This is a genomic window from Paludibaculum fermentans, assembly GCF_015277775.1.
In the GTDB taxonomy this organism is placed as follows: Bacteria; Acidobacteriota; Terriglobia; order Bryobacterales; family Bryobacteraceae; genus Paludibaculum; species Paludibaculum fermentans.
Genome location: NZ_CP063849.1, coordinates 3224781 through 3241846, shown reverse-complemented (window position 1 = coordinate 3241846; position 17066 = coordinate 3224781). Strand labels below are relative to the sequence as shown.

The 17066-nt window shown below is 63.6% G+C and carries 15 protein-coding genes; 1 reads left to right on the top strand and 14 read right to left on the bottom strand.

What is annotated here, in order from left to right; genetic code table 11:
* Positions 1-89: 89 nt before the first annotated feature.
* From IRI77_RS12635 to IRI77_RS12580, 12 genes are all read right to left on the bottom strand, one after another.
* Positions 90-1163 carry a DUF481 domain-containing protein gene (locus IRI77_RS12635; protein WP_194452408.1) on the bottom strand — a complete coding sequence of 358 codons (1074 nt, stop codon included), beginning with the start codon at positions 1161-1163 and terminating at the stop codon, positions 90-92.
* A gap of 20 nt (positions 1164-1183) precedes the next feature.
* A complete protein-coding gene (gene mscL, locus IRI77_RS12630) occupies positions 1184-1618 on the bottom strand; it encodes a large conductance mechanosensitive channel protein MscL (protein WP_194452407.1) in 435 nt (144 codons plus the stop codon).
* 58 nt (positions 1619-1676) lie between these two features.
* Positions 1677-1994, bottom strand: a complete 318-nt coding sequence (locus tag IRI77_RS12625) for a ComEA family DNA-binding protein (RefSeq protein WP_194452406.1) — start codon at positions 1992-1994, stop codon at positions 1677-1679.
* A 41-nt stretch (positions 1995-2035) separates the two neighbouring features.
* On the bottom strand, positions 2036-2767 hold the full coding sequence (aqpZ, locus tag IRI77_RS12620) for an aquaporin Z (RefSeq protein WP_194452405.1): 732 nt from the start codon (positions 2765-2767) through the stop codon (positions 2036-2038).
* 229 nt (positions 2768-2996) lie between these two features.
* On the bottom strand, positions 2997-4733 hold the full coding sequence (locus IRI77_RS12615; protein ID WP_194452404.1) for an ATP-binding protein: 1737 nt from the start codon (positions 4731-4733) through the stop codon (positions 2997-2999).
* Between the two features lie 2 nt (positions 4734-4735).
* Positions 4736-5641 (bottom strand): hypothetical protein, encoded by a 906-nt coding sequence (locus tag IRI77_RS12610; RefSeq protein WP_194452403.1) that lies wholly within the window; start codon positions 5639-5641, stop codon positions 4736-4738.
* 61 nt (positions 5642-5702) lie between these two features.
* Positions 5703-6527 (bottom strand): ABC transporter ATP-binding protein, encoded by an 825-nt coding sequence (locus tag IRI77_RS12605; RefSeq protein ID WP_194452402.1) that lies wholly within the window; start codon positions 6525-6527, stop codon positions 5703-5705.
* A complete protein-coding gene (locus IRI77_RS12600; protein WP_194452401.1) occupies positions 6511-7344 on the bottom strand; it encodes an ABC transporter permease in 834 nt (277 codons plus the stop codon). The genes IRI77_RS12605 and IRI77_RS12600 overlap by 17 nt, the downstream gene beginning before the upstream one ends.
* Positions 7344-8912 (bottom strand): phosphate ABC transporter substrate-binding/OmpA family protein, encoded by a 1569-nt coding sequence (locus IRI77_RS12595; protein ID WP_194452400.1) that lies wholly within the window; start codon positions 8910-8912, stop codon positions 7344-7346. Before IRI77_RS12595 ends, IRI77_RS12600 begins: the two co-directional genes overlap by 1 nt.
* Before the next feature lie 27 nt (positions 8913-8939).
* The gene (locus IRI77_RS12590) at positions 8940-9671 is read right to left on the bottom strand and encodes a PspA/IM30 family protein (protein WP_194452399.1); all 732 of its coding nucleotides are present in this window, start codon (positions 9669-9671) and stop codon (positions 8940-8942) included.
* Positions 9672-9691: 20 nt separating this feature from the next.
* Positions 9692-10399 carry a hypothetical protein gene (locus tag IRI77_RS12585; protein WP_194452398.1) on the bottom strand — a complete coding sequence of 236 codons (708 nt, stop codon included), beginning with the start codon at positions 10397-10399 and terminating at the stop codon, positions 9692-9694.
* 297 nt (positions 10400-10696) lie between these two features.
* Positions 10697-11119: a hypothetical protein gene (locus IRI77_RS12580; RefSeq protein ID WP_194452397.1), complete on the bottom strand. Its 423-nt coding sequence runs from the start codon at positions 11117-11119 to the stop codon at positions 10697-10699.
* Between the two features lie 177 nt (positions 11120-11296).
* Here IRI77_RS12580 and IRI77_RS12575 point away from each other — a divergent pair, with 177 nt between their 5' ends.
* Positions 11297-14326 carry a PKD domain-containing protein gene (locus IRI77_RS12575; protein ID WP_194452396.1) on the top strand — a complete coding sequence of 1010 codons (3030 nt, stop codon included), beginning with the start codon at positions 11297-11299 and terminating at the stop codon, positions 14324-14326.
* A gap of 75 nt (positions 14327-14401) precedes the next feature.
* Here IRI77_RS12575 and IRI77_RS12570 read toward each other — a convergent pair whose 3' ends face one another.
* Together IRI77_RS12570 and IRI77_RS12565 are read right to left on the bottom strand one after the other, a co-directional pair.
* Entirely contained in the window at positions 14402-15901 is a 1500-nt protein-coding gene (locus tag IRI77_RS12570) for an amidase (RefSeq protein WP_194452395.1), read from the bottom strand.
* A 276-nt stretch (positions 15902-16177) separates the two neighbouring features.
* A complete protein-coding gene (locus IRI77_RS12565) occupies positions 16178-17065 on the bottom strand; it encodes an alpha/beta fold hydrolase (RefSeq protein ID WP_228486712.1) in 888 nt (295 codons plus the stop codon).
* Between the last annotated feature and the right edge of the window lies 1 nt (position 17066).

The window sequence follows — 17066 nt, the reverse complement described above, 5'->3', positions numbered from 1 at the left end:
TGCTATCTTATTGTTTTGACTGTCACTCCCATGGGAAAAAAGGGATCGGGGCAATCCTCCGGCCCCGATCCCGTCGCCTCCGATTCCTGCTAACGGGCGAAGGTAAATCCGAGCCCGGTAGTGTAAAGCAGATCGTTGGCCCTGCGCCCCTGCACCGGATTGCTCAGGTACCGGTCGCTGATGGAAACATTCCAGGTCAGCCACTTGGTCAACGACGTGGTGGCGCCCACGTCGAAGTTCATGCGGTACTGGCCGGTGGTCGTGAGATTGTTGAACATGCGGAAGCCCTGCACCAGGCTGGTCCGGGCGCTCAGCTTGTAGGCCAGGTCGTCGCCCCAGTACGCCTCGGCCGAACTCCGCGTGAATGCGGCCTGCGGGGCTGGATCGAACTTCTCACGGTTCCACGCGCCGCCGCCCACCAGATCCAGGCTGCCGTGCGCGCCCTTCCAGGCGTGAAACCCGGCGCCTCCGCCCAGCACGACGCGCAGGTCCAGAGACTGGAACTTGTCGTACTCATAATCGTTGAAGCCGTTCAGGAACAGCTTGCTGTTGAGGTTCCGGCTGTAACCCCAGCCACCGCGGATGGCGCTCGCCGTTTGCGAATTGACTCCATTGATCGTGGCGGACGAGCGGATGGAGTTGAAGTACGCGGTCGTCTTGCTGGTGCTGGAAACCCGCGCGAAGTTCAGCGGGGTGGTGATGACCAGCGTCTCCGCGTTGCCTTTGGTGCCGGCCAGGCTCAGGCTCCCGTTGATGGTCCAAAGATCCAGCAGGCCCGGATGCCGCAGCCGCTCATAGACCTTCTGCTCCGCGTCGTTCCGCAGCGCGACAATGCCGGTCGCATCCACCACGCGCGGGGCGCCAGGCGCGGCGACTTCAATGCGGCCATCCTGGGTCTGGATGTTCGCCTTCACCGTCTGGTCGCCGGCCAGCACGACGTTCAGCGGCTGGTCGGTCTTCACCGTCGCGATGTCATCCCATTTCAGGGTCACCGCGCCGAAATTCTTGCTGAGGATGGTGACGGTCTGGCCGTCCTTCTTGACGATGCTGCCAGTTACCCGGTCGCCATCCTTGAGTACGATCTGGTCGCCCATCGCTGTGGCGAGCATCACGGACGCAAGCAGGCACACTGCGGGCAGTCCATTGAGTTTGAGAATTGACATGGTCTTGATGGATGGTCTGATTAGGCTGTCAACTGCGAGGTGCAGTGCGGACACCGCTTGGCCGGAATCGGAATCGCGGTGAAACAGAACGCGCAGTCCTTTGTGGTCGGCGCTGTCGCGGGTGCCGGCTTCTGCAGCTTGCTGGCTGCCCGCACCACGACGAAGATCACGAACGCGACGATCAGGAAATTGATCACCGCGTTCAGGAACACGCCATAGGCGATCACCGGGGCCGCTGCCGCTTTCGCCGCCGCCAGCGAGGCGTAGTGCTGCCCGTTCAAGGCCAGGAACAGTTCCTTAAAGTCGATCCCGCTCAACAGCATGCCGATCGGCGGCATGATAATGTCATTCACCATCGAGGTGACAATCGCGCCGAACGCCGCGCCGATGATGACCGCGACCGCCAGGTCCAATACATTGCCTTTCATCACGAAGGCTCTGAAGTCTTTTAACATCTTGGTTCCTTACTTCTTCTACTGCTTTGGTCCGAACCTGATACTCTGCCGGCCGCCGCTACTTCTGTTTCGCGATCACTTTGTCCTTGATCTTGGAGTAGACCGACGCGGGCACAATCTGCTTATCCACCAGTTCGTTCTTGCCCTTGTACGGCCGGCCCTTGATGATTCTTTCGCCGTAGGCTTTGCCGATGCCCGGCAGCGCCTCCAGTTGTTCCGTCGTGGCCGAGTTGAGGTCCAGAAGTGCCGCCGCCGGCGCCGCTTTGGCCGTCTGGGACGCCGCCGATTTTGCAGCCGCGGCTTTGGTGGCGGCCTGTGGAGCCGCGAATAGCGATGCCGCAACCAGCAAAGCCGGAGCCAGTTGAATGATTCTCATGGGGTCAAATTCTCCTTGAATCGAAAGGTTGTCGCCGGACACTAGCGGAGTTCGTCTTCCGCCGGGAGCGAATTGCCCGCCAGCGCCGGGTACAGAAGACCGGCCAGAATCGCGCCGGCGATCGGCGCAACCCAGAACAGCCAAAGTTGCTCAATGGCCCACCCACCTACGAAGAATGCCGGACCAGTGCTGCGCGCGGGATTGACTGAGAGGTTCGTCACCGGGATTCCGATTAGGTGAATCAGCGTGAGTCCGAGGCCGATGGCCACCGGCGCGAACCCTTGCGGCGCCCTGCGGTCTGTCGCCCCCAGAATGATGAACAGAAAGAAAAAGGTGAGCACGATCTCGGCCAGCAGACAAGCCAGCATCGAGTAGCCGCCAGGCGAGTGCAAGCCAAACCCATTGGAGGCAAAGCCGCCGCTGGCGTCGAATCCGGCCTTGCCGCTGGCGATCACATACAGAACCCCGGCTCCGGCGATGGCGCCCGCTGTCTGCGACGCGACATAGGCCGGCAGTTCCTCAAGCGGAAACCGCTTGGCCGCCACGAGACCGATGGAGACAGCCGGATTCAAATGACACCCTGAGATATGGCCAATGGCGTATGCCATGGTCAGGACGGTGAGGCCGAACGCGAGCGCCACGCCGGCGAAGCCGATTCCGAGGCCTGGAAATGCGGCTGCCAGGACGGCGCTGCCGCACCCTCCGAACACAAGCCAGAATGTGCCGAGGAATTCAGCCGAGCAACGATTGAGGAGACGGACTGGTTGTTTCATGTGGATCTGTTCTACTGCTGCGATCTGGCGGGCCCGTCAGCGCACACGTGGGGCCGGCGCGCCTGGGATGGCCATCTTAGATTCGCGGTGTTCCCTTCCACTCCCTCTGACAAGGGATCCCTCGCGGAAGTCACATCAGGCAAAGAAAAATATAGGGGCCGTCGAAAATGTCCGCGTGTCTCCCGTGGGACGGGATTAGGGAAGGGAAGCGACTGTCAGGAGGAGCGGTTTAGCGCGCCAGTGCCAGCAGCTCGGCCACGCGTCGCTGGATCTCGCCGCGGTCCATCGTCCGGTACTCCTCCGGCAGCAGGCTGCGCGAAGTGCACTCCAGCACCGCCACCAGATTCTGCAATTCGATCTCGTCCGGATAGCTGGGCGGAATGAAGTCGGCGATGGCCGCCTTCAGGTCCTCGACGTCGACGGCCGCATCGCCTTCCAGGGCGCTCTTCATCCGAGCCCGCACCAGGACGGCTTCCGTGTCAGCGCCCGAGAGCATCCCTGCGTTGGCCAGGAAGAACTGCTCCGCTTCCTCGGAAGCGACGCGCGTCCCCGTCTTCCGCTGCATCGCCCGCAGCATCGCCAGCCGCTCGGCGTCGCTGCGCGGGTAAAACAGGGCGATGTGCTCTTCCGCACGGCCCTGGCGCTTCAAGTCCACCGGCAGCAGGTCGGGCCGGCACGTCAGCAGGAACCAGATCACCTTGCCGCGCAACTCCGTATTGCCCATGAACTGCGCGATCTGCGCGAAAACCCGGTTGCCGACACCACTGTCGCCGGAACTCGACCGGTCGCCCAGTTGCGCGTCGGCCTCATCCACGACCACCGCGATCGGGCTCATCGCCTTCAGCAACGTCAATACCCGTTCCAGGTTGGCTTCCGTCACACCCTGCCACATGCTGCGGAAGTTCTTCAGCATGACGGCCGGGATCCCCACTTCGCCGGCGAAACAGGTCGTCAGGAACGTCTTGCCCGTGCCCACCGGACCGGAGATCACATAACCCATCGGCAGCACGTCGAAGCGTCCAACCCGCAGCGCCGTGGCCGCGTCCTGTAACTTCTTCTTGGCCTGCTCCAGGCCCGCCACCATCGACAGGTCAAACCGGCTCTGCACGAACTCCAACAGTCCACCTGATTCGGCTTCGATCAGTTCCTTCTTCAACCGCGTCAGGAACGCGAGCGTCAGCGGTTGCCGGTTCTCGCTGGCGTGCGAGATCAGGTTCTGCAGTTGAACCCGCTTCAGCCCCGCGCCCAGCTTGGCCAGCGTCTCCGCTGTCACTTCCGAGCCCTCCGGCAGCGGCGTCAGCGCCATCTGCCATTTGACGAACTCGATGCGCTCCGCCTCGTCCGGCAGCGGGATCTCGATCGCGGAGACGCCTGGATTCTGCACCAGCCCGGAATTCACGGCCGAGAGGCTCTCCGCGATGAGGCAAACAGTGACGTCGGCCCGCAGGAAGTGCTGGTTCTGGGCCCAGCGCTTCAGCATCACCAGGCAGTTGCGATCTTCAGACCCCATCGACGCCGAATCGCTGGCCGGGACAATCGAGTCTGCGAAATCCAGCATCAACGCGATCTTCTTGCCGTCCATCACCCGCAGCCGCAGATAGCTCTCGATCAGGGTCAGGACGGCGTCTGGATTGCGCGGCAGTCCCTGCGAATACTTCGTGCCATGGAATGAGTCGTAACCCACCAGCGCGCGCTGGAAGTCGGCCTGCACGTCACTGTTCGCAAACGTGATGCCGCCGCCCCGGTCGTAACTCAGCACCAGGTCCCGGCGTCCGAACAGTCCCTCGTTCAGGAATTTCGACAAAGGCACGTAATCCGTGCGGTCGCCGCGCCTCCACGGCACCAGGTCGTGCACATTGCCGTGCAGCACGAACATGGCGAGCGTCCGCGAATAGTACTTCTCAGAGAGCCGGCGCGCCCATGCGGGCAGCGGCTCCAGCGGGGAGGGCGGTGTGGTCGAGCTCATATTCAGTTCCGGACACGGTTCTGTTGCGGGGGCTCCCCGCCGGCTTCGGGCAGGCGCAGTTCATCGCTCTCCTGCGCGGTCAGGGCGTAAATCTCTTCCATCTCGCGCACGCTCTGCTCGGTCTGCTCCACGTCCTGCACCAGGTTCTCGAGTTGCGCGCTCACTTCCTGCGGATCGCGCATCGTCACCGACTGGTCGCGGATCAGCTGCAGCACGTCCTCGATCGCCGCACACTGCGCGTCGATCACCTGGCGGTTCTCCTGGATCTTCTCGAACTTCGTCACCCGCTTGCGCAGGATCTCGATGCGCCGCCGGTTGATCTCCTGCACCTTCGGCGCATTCTTCTCCAGCGACTTCTCCAGGAACGCCACTTCGCTCCGCACCTGGTCCGGATTCAACGATTTCAGGTACTCACGATGCGTATTGGCCGTGAACAGCAGCCGGACATAGCCTTCCAGAAGCCCATCCAGCCGCTCCGCCATCTGCCGCGCAAAGATCTGCGAACTGGCCGAAAGCTGCTGGTAGTTTGTGCGGATCGCCTGCGCCACCTGCTGGACGAACGCATACCGGCTGCGCATCTCCGGCGGCAGGTTCTTGTACATCTCTTCCAGCCGCTTGTCGTGCTCGCGTTTCTCGCCGGCGTACTTCCACGACCGCACCAGCCGCCGGAACCGGCTGCTCTGCGGCACCAGGGCGACGTACATCAACTCCAGCCCCGCGGCCAGCACCAGCGGCAGGCCTGTACCCGAGACCACGGCGAATGCCGCCGCCCCGGCCAGGCCGATCCAGTTGTACTGCCACTTCAGCGCCGCCTTGACGTAGTCCTGCTGCGAAAGGCCCGCTTCGTCCAGTTTGTGGTTGATAGCGCCCTTCAACTCGGTACCGAAATTGGGCTTGTCGTTGGGCATGTGCGACGCGTATGTCTGCTAATCGATTGTATAAGGGTGCGCCCGGCAACCGCCACGGCTTCTAAACGCTGACCCGCACCTGTCCGGCGCCGCCGGCTCTGCGCAACCGGGCCAGGGCGTGCGCCTCAACTTCCTGGAATTCGCGCTGCTCCTTCAGTCCCTGGTCGCGCGGCCGCCCGAACGGGACCGGGATTTCCTCCACGATCGTGCCCGGGCGCGAACTCACGATATACATCCGGTCCGCCAGGAACACCGCCTCCGCCACGTCGTGCGTGACGAACAGCACCGTGGCCGCCGTCTCGTCCCAGATCCGCAGCAGCAGGTCCTGCATCTCGTTGCGCGTCTGCGCGTCCAGCGCCCCGAACGGCTCGTCCATCAGCAGCACCTGCGGCCGCACGGCCAGCGAACGCGCGATCGCCACTCTCTGCTGCATGCCGCCTGACAACGTGTGCGGATAGGCGTTCTCAAACCCGCGCAACCCGACAGCGTCGATCAGGTGCGACACGATCTCCTTTCGCTCCGCCGGAGGCGTGCCCTTGATCGACAGCCCGTACTCGATATTCTTCGATACCGTCAGCCAGGCAAACGACGTGTACTTCTGGAACACCATGCCGCGGTCCGATCCCGGTCCGGTCACCGGCTGGCCGTTCATCAGAACTTCGCCCTTCGTAGGGAAGTCCAGCCCGGCGATCAGCCGCAGGATCGTCGACTTGCCGCAGCCCGACGGACCCAGCAGCACCCGGAACTCGCCGATGTCCCGGCCGTCCGGAGCGAACTCGTCCTCCACCTCCAGATTTACGTCGCGCAACGCCTCGATCTTCTCGCCGGCGGCGTTGGTGAAGACCCGCGATACGTTGCGGAGGGCGATCTTATTCTTTGGTTGCATGGCCAGTGGGGACGGGCGGAGCCGCTTGCCGCAGCGCCGGTTGTTGCCAGGGGAATAGCCGGCTCTCCAGAGCCGTCAACAGCCATCGGAACAGAAATGCGGCCACGCCGATGGCGATGATGCCTGCATATACACGCTCGAAATCCAGCACCTTGCGCGCCGCTTCCACCATGTAGCCCACGCCGCGCCGCGAATTCACCATCTCGGCCAGAATCACGTAGGTCCAGCCGATGTCGTAGAGGATCCGGAACGAACCGAAGATCGCCGGGAACGAGGCCCGGAACAGCAGCCACACCGCCTGCGGCACGTTCGCGCCCAGCGTATAGGCCGTCTCCAGCAGCGCGTTGTCCACCTTGTTCACTTCTTCCACCACCAGCGACAGCAGGTAGAAGAACATCCCAAAGAACAGGAACCCCACCTTCATCCCCTCGTCCATCCCGAACAGGGCGATGAACGCGGGCAGAAAGGCGGTGATCGGCATCGACCGCATCGGCGCCGCCACCGGATTCACAAAGTGGTAGACCCACGGGAAGCTGCCCATGACCAGGCCCAGCGGGATCGCCACCACCACACACCAGCCGAATGCCTGGGCGATGCGCCACCAGCTCTGGAAGACGTTACCCAGTAGGTCGTATTCGGTCCACAGCCGCACCATGGCCGTCACGACGCCCGCCGGATCCGGCAGCGCCAGCGGTGGCAGCAGGTCGCCGCGCGTCAGCACGAACCACACCACCACCACCAGCGTCCAGGCAGCCACGCCGAGCCCCAATTGCCACTGCTTTGCAATGGGCCTGCGGATAGTGGACGGATGTGCCATTATTGCCCCGCCGGATTCGCGTAGATCTTGATATCCGTGCGGCGGTTTTTCTCGCGGCCTTCCGGCGTGTCGTTGTTGTCGATCGGCTTATCCGGCCCGTTGCCAGCCGTCCGCATGCGGTTGGCCGGGTAGCCGTACTTCTTCATCAGATAGCTCTTCACCGTCTCAGCACGCTCCCGGGAGAGCGACATATTGATCTCACGCGACCCGGTGGCATCCGAGTTCCCATCGATATCCACCACCGTATTCTCGTACGCGCGCATCATGCCGCCAATTTCATCCACCACCGCTCGCGAGTCCATGCTCATCGCCGCCGAGTTCGTCTCGAAGTAGATCGCCCGGCGCTGCGTCGCGATGGGCGTCGCGCCCTTCGGCGGAGCCTTGTACTCAATCGGCGCCTCGGTCGACGTCGACGAGAACTTGCCTTCCATGCCGGCCACATACCGCCGGTCCACGCTGCCCTCGAGATCCGGTACGCCCTTCACCAGTCGCATCTCGCGGTACATGTCCTGCGCCATGCCCATGATGTTGTGGTAATCGCTGCCCGCGCCCTGGCCGAAGAACGCCTTGTTGTCGGCGTAATCGCTCAGCCTGACGCCTTCCAGCATCGTCTTCGCCAGATCGGCCGGGATGTTGAAATCCTTGATCGTCCCGATCAGCGTGTGCGCCCGCGACGGCTGCTGCTTGATGAACTCCACGCCTTCCAGCCAGCCTTCCAGGAACTTCCGCAGCGTCTGCGGGGAGGCATTCGAGAACCGGTCGCTCACCACCAGGATGTCCGCGATCAACCGGTTCGCCACGCGCGTGTCGTAGATCTTCTTCGATCCCTTGCGCTTCGCCACCGCGTCGCTCATGTCCGGATCCCACGCCACGGCCGCGTCCACCTTCTGCTGCGCGAAGAGGGTCGCCGGCTCGATGCCGTCTTTCGTATGCACGGCCTTGGCGAAGATCTCAGTCCGCTGCTCGGTCGTCAGGCCGGAGGTCTTCAGGCCGTTCCACAGCAGGAAGTGCGACGGAGTGTAAGGCGCGAAGGCCACGCTCTTGCCCGCCAGATCCTCAATACTGTTCACGCCCTGCTTGCCGATTACACCATCCGCGCCGCGCGACCAGTCCACCATATAGACCGCCCGGGCATGGAAACCCTTCTCGGCCAGTTGCGCGTAGTCCTTGGCCCAGACGTCGGCCGTAGTCAGCATCACATCGACATTGTTCGATGCCAGCGCGGCCGTGCCTTCCGTCCAGTCGTCAATGATCTTGAACGAAACCTTGATGCCCTTCTTGTCGTAGATAGAGCCCGCCGCGGTGTCCAGGCCGCCGTTGGCCACCAGGCCGCCCACGCAGCCCACCCAGATATTCACTCTCACCCGGACTTCGTTCGATTCCTTGTCGCCCGTCGTGGGCAGCGGCTTCGACGTGTCCACAGCCGACTTGCTCGCCGCCTTGTCGCCGCCCTTGCCGAGCAGACCTGACAGGTTCACCACCCCATACCGGTCCAGGCTGTAGCCCACCAGGCCCAAGCCCAGCACAAAGATGAAAGCCCACCCGCCTTTTTCAATTCGTATTGCCATGATTGCCTCTTAGGTCGCCTCCTGTTACTACGTGGTGCGATCCTGCTCGCGGCCGCCGATCGTCTTCTCCGGCGCCGGTGTCGACGCCGAAGGCGTCATCAGTCCCATCTCCGCCTTGAATTGCTTCACCAGTTCGGCCGCGCGCAACTTCTCGGCGTCTTCTTCAATCTGGAACCGCTGCTGGTCCACATTGCCGATCGCCATCTCCATCCGTGCCTCGTTCACCGCCGTGGTCTCTTCGATCTTCCGCACCATCTCATCGTGCGTCTGGCTGATACCGGCCACCTCGAACTGCTCCATGGCATCGGCCACCTGCTTCTGCCACTTCGAACGGCGGTAATCGCGAATCGCATTCATCGCCTCGTTCGTCTTGCGTTCCTTCTCGCGCAGGAAAGCCTTCTTGACGTTCAGGGCCTTGTCGTAAGCCGACCGCGCCGTCGTCAACTGGCCCTGCGTGCGTGCCAGCGCCCCGCGCAACTGCTCCAGTTGGATGGCGAACTGCCCGGCCAGGTCGTCCCGGCCCGCCTGAATGCTGGCCTTCACCTTGGCGCCGAGGTCGTTCAACTGGGCCTGGTACTTCGACTCTTCCTTCTCCAGCAGCGTCACGTTGGCCTTCACCATCGCGATGCTCTCGTTCATTCGCGGAACCTGATCGTTCATGTCGCGAATGTTCTGCTCGAGGATGAGTTCGGGATCCTCGGCAATGGAGATGAAGAAACCGAAAAACGAACGAAAGATCCGCGACAGGCGGTTCATCATGAATCACTGCTCCTTCCCGGCTAATTGCCGGGTACTTTACCGGACTCTGCTTTGGGCGTCACGGCGGGCCCCGTGGTGATTGGGTTTTCCGGGACAAACGGAGCCACCGCATCGAAGATCCGGCGCTCCTCCTGCTGCTTCTGGAACCGCCAGCCCTGCAGGCGCTCCCGTTCCTTTGTAACCTCGTCGTTGTTGGCCTGGATCTTGGCCCGCAGCTCGTTCAGCACCCGGTCGGCTTCCGCCTGCAGTTGCTTGTTCTCGTCCGCCTTGCGGGCTTCCAGTTGATCCAGCGAACGTTGCTGCACCGCCTCAAACGTGTCGAGCGCCCGGTCGCGATGCACCGCGTCTTCGATCACTTCCTGCAGTTTCACTCCGGCCGCATCCAGCGCCAGCAGGACTGAACTCCGCTTGATCTCCACCGGCAGGCTGCGGATATGCTCGCTCTTGAGCATCTCGGCGATCTTGAAGATGGTGAACCCGTGCGCAGGCACGCGCACTTCGGCCGCTTCGTAAATCTGGGCAAACGAGGCCGGATCGGCCACCGGGTTGGCAAACTTCGGCGCGGGTGTTGGTTGAATGGAGTGGGCCAGGCCGGCGATCTCATCGGCCGCGCTCATCGGAGCGGGCGCACCCGGTCCCGAAGCGCTCTCGCCGGATTCGCCGCCAGAAGCCGGCTCCCCCGTCACAGAGTCCACCGAAACGAAGTAGTTGTACCACTTCTTGCTCATCGCAGCTTTTCCCTCACGGTAAGCGTAGGACTATGAATGGATTAAAGTCAAACCATACCCTGCCCTGGACAGGTCCAGGGCCATGCCGGGCTAATCGAGGGTCACAGCGACCTTCCGCCCCGGGTACGTGACTTTATGCGTCGGCAACATCACCAGCTCTCTGGGATCGGTCACAAACGTCCTCCACACCAGGGAAAACGTAACATCTCTCACGAATGTTCCATGATCCGGAGGATTCTGCGTGGATTCTTGCGGAGGACTTCAGGAAGGGTCTCCCGCCGCCGCTCGAACCCGCCGTTAGCGCAATTGCATCAAGCCCAGCAGGAGCATGCCGCCCAGTTCCGCCCCAACGCCAATCAGGGTTGCGCCGAAAGCCCAGTAGAGCAACCGGGCGCCGTCTGAGATCTCCGCTTCGCCCGTGACCTCGAAGAAGATCGGGAGTATCTCACTCACCATGAATTGGAACAGCCAGAAGAGGGACAGGAAACAGGCGACACACTCAATCCCTCCGTAAATGCAACGGATGGCCGCTTCGCCGGCAATGCCCCCTATCTGGCCATTGCGGATGTTGTATGTCAACACATTCACCCCGCCCAACGTTCGCATGAACTCGGCGGCGCTGAATGTCATCAGGATCGACCAGATCCAGATCTTTCCGTATTTCTTCAGGACTTGATCCAGAGTCACGGCCGCGCTTGGCGATTCTTGTTCTTTGTCCATTTTGGAGATCTCGATTCCGCATTAATTGTATACAAAAAGCTCTCAAACGCTGCAATGAATATTGGGATGTGAATCTCCTGCGAATCCGATCTGCCCTGGCTGTACGCCCGGCCCTGCTACGCCGGATCCGGTTTCTTCCTTGCCGTAAGATAAAAGGGAATAGGATAGACAAATCTGATGTGGCCCGTTGCTCGCTTCGCCATTCTTCTCCTCATTGCATTTGCGCCGTCTGCTTTCTCCGCCATCTCCCTCAGCCTTACCCCGCCGGCCGTCGCTGCTTGTGGCCAGGTCTCGGTGAATGGAGGCGTCTCCCCCTCCACCGGTGATGTCATCGCCAACATCGCTTGGGATTGGGGCGACGGCACCCGGAATAACTCGATGTTCCCCTCCGTCCACCAGTACACGGCGAATGGGGTGTATACCATCCGGGCCACCGCCACCTCCCAGGCCGGCGAGTCGTCAGATCGCACGGTCACCGCCACCATCACCTCAGCCGAGGACCCCGCCTGCGGCTACTCCGTCCGGGTCCTGCCGGCGGTAGTCGCCCTGCGCGGAGGCACGACCACCGGCACCCTACGTGTCGAACTCCGGGATACCCAGGGCCGCCTGGTGCCCACCCGCAGTCGAAAGCTCTCGTTCACCAGTTCCAATCCCGCGGTTGTTCAGGTCGACTCCGCCGGCCGAGTCTCCGCCACCGGCTTCGGCCTGGCCGACGTGGTCGCTCAAGTGGAAGGGCTGCCGCAGACCGGTTCGGCGCAGGTCTCCGCCGGCCACTTCCGCGTCCTGCCGCCCCTGCTCTATCTGTCACCCGGCACCCACCCTGCCGGTCGTTTCGAATTCGATGCCGCGAACGCCGACGGTACCCCGCTCGACCTCTCGAAACACAAAATCGTCACGGAACTCCATGGCCCCTCCGCCGTCGCCACCATGGCCTCAGATGGCTGGATCACGGCCTTCCGCGCGCCACAGGACCGCAGCGAAGGCGTCTCGTTCAGCGCCTCCATCGACGGTGTCCCCTCCTCGGATAACGCGACCCTCCGCGTCAACGATCCGCCCTTCGATCCCGACCTCGCCTATTGGGTTCAGCCCAACATCACTTACTACGCCCCGAAGCAGGCGGGCCATCTGGACAACAACGCGCTGCTGCCCCAGTTCCAGGTGCCCGAGACCACCGACGCCGGCTACCTGCTGGAGCGGCAGATCACCGGGGTGATCCCCTGGCGCGGCGACACCCAATTCCTGGCCAACGTCGCCGGTCCCGGCAACCCTGATTCCGCCAAGGAGACTCTGCCCTGCGGTGGCTCCGGCAATCCTGTCGGTCTCGGCACCGACATCTCGAAATCCCACGACGGTAGCTGCCTGTGGGTGGATGTCACGCCCGTCTCTACCCAGTGGTTCGTCATTCTCCACGAAATGGGCCACAATTTCACCCTGGGTTCGCAGCGCTTCTCCCGTTTCACCTTCTCCGGCGCCAACCAGAACAACAACGTCGCCTTTGTCGAAGGGCTGGCCAGCCTGGCCGCCATGGCCGTATCCGCACGGCTGAACGAATTGCCGCCGGAAGTGTCGGGCGTCAGTGCCACCCGGGTGCAAGAGATCGCCAGTCAAATGCGCTTCAATGGCGGCACGCTGTTGAAGGCTTACCTGGCGAAAGGCGCGGACTACACGACCCTGGACGCCAACATTCTCGATGAAATGCTTGCCGCGTTGATGAACGATTACGGCTCCGCCTGGCTCTATCGTTTCTTTTCTACCTTCCTGCCGCAAAGCGAAGCTGTATATCCCTTCGCCCTCTCCGGTGACACCCAGCAAGCCACCTTCTTTGTCGCGGCCGTCAGCGCCGCGTTGCATTCCGACCTCCGCCCCCGTTTCGCCGCCTGGGGCTTCCCGCTCGACAACGCTTACTACGAACAGATCTATCCCGCCGTCGCCCTCCTGGCCGCTCAACGGGACCCTGTTGCCTATGCCGGTCCGGACCGCCAGGCCACCGTCAACGACGCGGTGACCCTCGACGCCGCGGAAGTGGCCGTCTTTGAACCGGAACCCGTCCTCGAGTGGCGCATTATTAGCCAGCCTGCCGGTGCGGACGCCCACTTCAGCGACTCCAAGACCCTGCACCCCGCGTTCTCCGCGAATCAGCCCGGCGTCTACCGGCTCTCCCTGACCGCCGGTAATGGGATCCTTACCAGCGCCCCTTCCATCCTGGCCGTGGCCCTCTCCTCACCCACCAGCGGCGGCCCCTGCACGTTCTCGGTCGATTCCGCCGGGCAGTCATTCCCGGCCTCCGGAGGCATCGGCGTGGTCAACGTCGCGACACAGTCCGGTTGCAACTGGGTGGCCTCCACCTTGCTCGATTGGGTGACCCTCGTGGGCCCGGCCTCCGTCACGGGCAGCGGCTCAGTGACCTTCCAGGTGTCCGGGAACTCCGGCGCCGCGCGCTCGGGCGCCATCACGGTGGCCGGCATTTCGTGGACGTTGGAGCAGGCTTCAGCGGCCGCCGCGCAGTGGAGCGTCGCCGCCGCACTGCCGCACTGGGTCACGGGCGGAGGCTGGCAGACCGCCGTCACCATCGCCAACCCGGGAGCAGACGCCGCTCGCGTCCTGCTCAGTTTCTTCGATGGAGCCGGCGCGCCGATGCCCGTGCCGCTCGTCCTCTCCTACCGCTTCGGCGAGTACCTGCTCTCAGGCTCCGTTCTCGAAAGAACCCTCGCTCCGGGAGCGACTCTCACCCTGAAATCACCGGGTGCCGGAGCCTCCGTCCTGCGCGGTTGGCTGCAACTCCGCTCAAACGCCAGTGTTGTCGCTTATGCCACATTCTCCCACCAGCCTGACAGCGGACCACTATCCGAAAGCCTCGTCCCATTGGGCCTGCCGGAAGGTGCGGCCTACCTGATGCCCTTCGACAACACGAACGGCGCATCCACTGGCATCGCGATGGCAAATCTGTCCGGCGCGGCGGCCGCGGTCACGCTGACCGTGCTCGACTCCACGGGCGCTGCCACCCTGGGTGAACGTTCCTTTTCGATTCCGCCGCTCGGTCATGCCGACATGGCGCTGGACGATCAGCAACTGGGCATCCCCGCCGCCGCGGGAGCCATTGGAACCGTGCGGGTCTCCACCGCCGAGCCTGGCCAACTCGTCCTGCTGGGCCTGCGCTTCAACGCCTCGTCCGCATTTACGACGATCCCCGCTCTGCCCGTTCCGTAGCGGGTGGTTCCGCCGGAGCCGCGGAGTGCCCGGCCCGCCCTCCCACGACTGCTCCTCGATCGCGAGCCCATGCGCCTACACTACGCCCGGCCGCTTCTTCCCAAACCCCGTAGACTGCTCAAACGCATGCGCCATCTGCAGCACCGCAAAGTCCTGGTGGTGCCGCCCGACAATCTGCACGCCCACTGGCAGCCCCTCCGCCGTAAACCCGCCCGGCACCGAGGCCGCCGGGTTCCCGGTCACCGAGATGTACCAGCATGCTTTCATCCAGTCGATGTAGTTTGTGAACCGCACACCCTCGATCTCCGTCGGGTACGGCGTGTTCACGTCGAACGGCGGCAACTGCGTCGTCGGCAGCACGAAATACTCATACTTCTCCAGGAACGCCTGGAATCGCCGCCACATCACACCATGCGCGGTCTCGGCCCGCGCCAGATCCTGCCCCGTCAGCCGCAATCCTTCTTCGATCTCGCCCCGCAGCGTATCCTTGAACGCCTCCGGGTGCTGCTTCAGCCGGTCGGCGTTACCTGCCGCGGAATTCCACGCCCGCAGGACACGAAACGCCACCTCGCACGGAGCGAAATCCGGCTCCGCCTGCTCGACGATGCAGCCCAGGGATTCGAACGTCTTACGATGGCCATCGACGATGCTCCGCACGCGCGGATCAAACGGCACGCCGCCTAGATCCTTGAACAACGCCACGCGCACCCCCTTGAGACTGCGCCCCAGTGGAGCCGCAAAGCGCTCGCCCGGCTCCTCGATCGACAACGGCGCGCGCGAATCCGGACCCGCGATCGTGCTGAACGCAAACGCGAGGTCCGCCACCGTGCGCCCCAGGCACCCCGAGGTCGCGAATGTCGACCACGCAAACGCAGCCTTCGGTGCCGGCACGCGGCCGACCGAAGGCCGGAAGCCCACCACATTGCAGAACGCAGCCGGATTCCGCAGGGATCCGCCGGCATCCGAGCCGCTGGCCACCGGCACCAGCCCGCAAGCCAGCGCCACCGCCGCCCCACCCGAAGATCCGCCACAAGTCTTCGTCAAATCGTAGGGGTTCAGGGTCGCGCCAAAGACTTTGTTGAATGTCTGCGAACCAGCACCAAACTCTGGAGTATTCGTTTTGCCCAGAATGACGGCGCCTGCCCGCCGCATGCGCTCCACGACGATGTCGTCTTCCGTAGGCACGAAATCCTTGAAGAGCGGAGACCCGTAGGTCGTCCGCAACCCACGCGTCTCCATCAGGTCCTTGTGAGCCACCGGCAGCCCATGCAGCGGCCCCAGCTTCTCGCCGTGCGCCTGCCTCTCATCGGCCTGCGCGGCGGCCTCCGCGGCCATCTCCGGAGCCAGGCTGACAATCGCGTTGACCTTGGGATTCACGCGCTCGATCTGTTTCAGATGAGCAGCCAGCACCTCGCGAGCCGAGAGCTTCTTTGCGCGGATCAGCCGCGCCATTTCGATCGCACTCAGAAAACACAGCTCCGGGCCCGCCGCCGCAGCCGACACGGAGCTCGGCAGCAATGAGGCCGCGGCCAGCCCCCGTAGCGCATCCCGGCGGGTGGAAAGATCCTCACTCATTTAGCTGACTCTACCATCGATCCCACCCGCCCACCCAACCCGCCGCGGCCCGACGAGCCGCCGGAAATTGAGCCGCGAGTGTCAACGAGCGGAGGAGCCCCCGAAAGCTCCCAACCCATCGTCAGCAGTCATTCCCTGGTTCCCGGCATCGCCGAACAAGCAGCCGCGACTGCAAGGAGCGGGGGAACCCGCGATACTCCCCATCCACCGCGGCGGCACGGCCCGGCGACCCCCACCAAATCGAACGAAGCCGCTCCACCCAGTCCCGGAGACGCGTCAGCGACCGGCCCCCTCATCCGCCATACCCAGCCACTCCTCCACCATAGGCACCAGCCACCCTGCCCGCCCCATCACGGCCATATGGTCTGTCCCCGGCAGCACGGCCAGCCGCCCGCGCGGCAGCAACCGGAACAACTCCACCGCGTGCTCCGGCCGCACCACATCCGAGTCGCCCACCACCACCAGCGTCGGCGCCGCAATCCCCCGAATCGCCGCATCCGGAATGTCTTTGAACGCCCGCATCCGCTGTGCCGCCTTGTCATGGGAGCTCCGCAGATTCTCCGGATGCGGAGCCACCTTCAGATACTCCTCCTGCAACTCTTTCGGCATGTTCTCCAGTTGGGCGTTGGCCATCGCCGCCCAGAGCCAGGCATCGGCCCCACTGCGCCGGAACAGTCCGGAAGCGACCACTAGCCGCCGAACCACCTTCGGATGGCGGATCGCCACCTGCAGCGCGATGGTCCCGCCATTGCTGAAGCCGAACAGGTCCGCCTGGCCCACATGCAGATGTTCCAGCAGCGCCGCGGTATCGTCCGCCGACTGCTCGAAACCGAAAGGGCGTCCGGCGACATCCGCCGTGTGCCCATACCCCTGTTGCTCGAACGCGATCACCTGCCGGCCCCGCGCCAGCAGCGGAAGGATCTTTCCGAAGCTGGTCTGGATCGTATCGCCGCCGCCATGCAGCAGCGCGAGCGGCGGATGCCCGTCCCGCGCTGTCCCGTGAATCTCGTAGTAGATCCGCAGCCCGTTCACCGGAGCGTAGCCGCTCTGCATGCCCGGCGGCGTCTCTTCCGTGAACCCGGGCGCCCCTGTGTCCTCAGCAGCCGTGCCAGGCGGGGCGAGCAGAATCAGCTTTGCCAGAACGGAGGCGGTCATCGTTCTCATG

Coding starts and splice junctions, on each gene's coding strand:
- IRI77_RS12635 (WP_194452408.1), bottom strand. CDS start 1,163: ATGTCAATTCTCAAACTCAATGGACTGCCCGCAGTGTGCCTGCTTGCG.
- mscL (WP_194452407.1), bottom strand. CDS start 1,618: ATGTTAAAAGACTTCAGAGCCTTCGTGATGAAAGGCAATGTATTGGAC.
- IRI77_RS12625 (WP_194452406.1), bottom strand. CDS start 1,994: ATGAGAATCATTCAACTGGCTCCGGCTTTGCTGGTTGCGGCATCGCTA.
- aqpZ (WP_194452405.1), bottom strand. CDS start 2,767: ATGAAACAACCAGTCCGTCTCCTCAATCGTTGCTCGGCTGAATTCCTC.
- IRI77_RS12615 (WP_194452404.1), bottom strand. CDS start 4,733: ATGAGCTCGACCACACCGCCCTCCCCGCTGGAGCCGCTGCCCGCATGG.
- IRI77_RS12610 (WP_194452403.1), bottom strand. CDS start 5,641: ATGCCCAACGACAAGCCCAATTTCGGTACCGAGTTGAAGGGCGCTATC.
- IRI77_RS12605 (WP_194452402.1), bottom strand. CDS start 6,527: ATGCAACCAAAGAATAAGATCGCCCTCCGCAACGTATCGCGGGTCTTC.
- IRI77_RS12600 (WP_194452401.1), bottom strand. CDS start 7,344: ATGGCACATCCGTCCACTATCCGCAGGCCCATTGCAAAGCAGTGGCAA.
- IRI77_RS12595 (WP_194452400.1), bottom strand. CDS start 8,912: ATGGCAATACGAATTGAAAAAGGCGGGTGGGCTTTCATCTTTGTGCTG.
- IRI77_RS12590 (WP_194452399.1), bottom strand. CDS start 9,671: ATGATGAACCGCCTGTCGCGGATCTTTCGTTCGTTTTTCGGTTTCTTC.
- IRI77_RS12585 (WP_194452398.1), bottom strand. CDS start 10,399: ATGAGCAAGAAGTGGTACAACTACTTCGTTTCGGTGGACTCTGTGACG.
- IRI77_RS12580 (WP_194452397.1), bottom strand. CDS start 11,119: ATGGACAAAGAACAAGAATCGCCAAGCGCGGCCGTGACTCTGGATCAA.
- IRI77_RS12575 (WP_194452396.1), top strand. CDS start 11,297: ATGTGGCCCGTTGCTCGCTTCGCCATTCTTCTCCTCATTGCATTTGCG.
- IRI77_RS12570 (WP_194452395.1), bottom strand. CDS start 15,901: ATGAGTGAGGATCTTTCCACCCGCCGGGATGCGCTACGGGGGCTGGCC.
- IRI77_RS12565 (WP_228486712.1), bottom strand. CDS start 17,065: ATGAGAACGATGACCGCCTCCGTTCTGGCAAAGCTGATTCTGCTCGCC.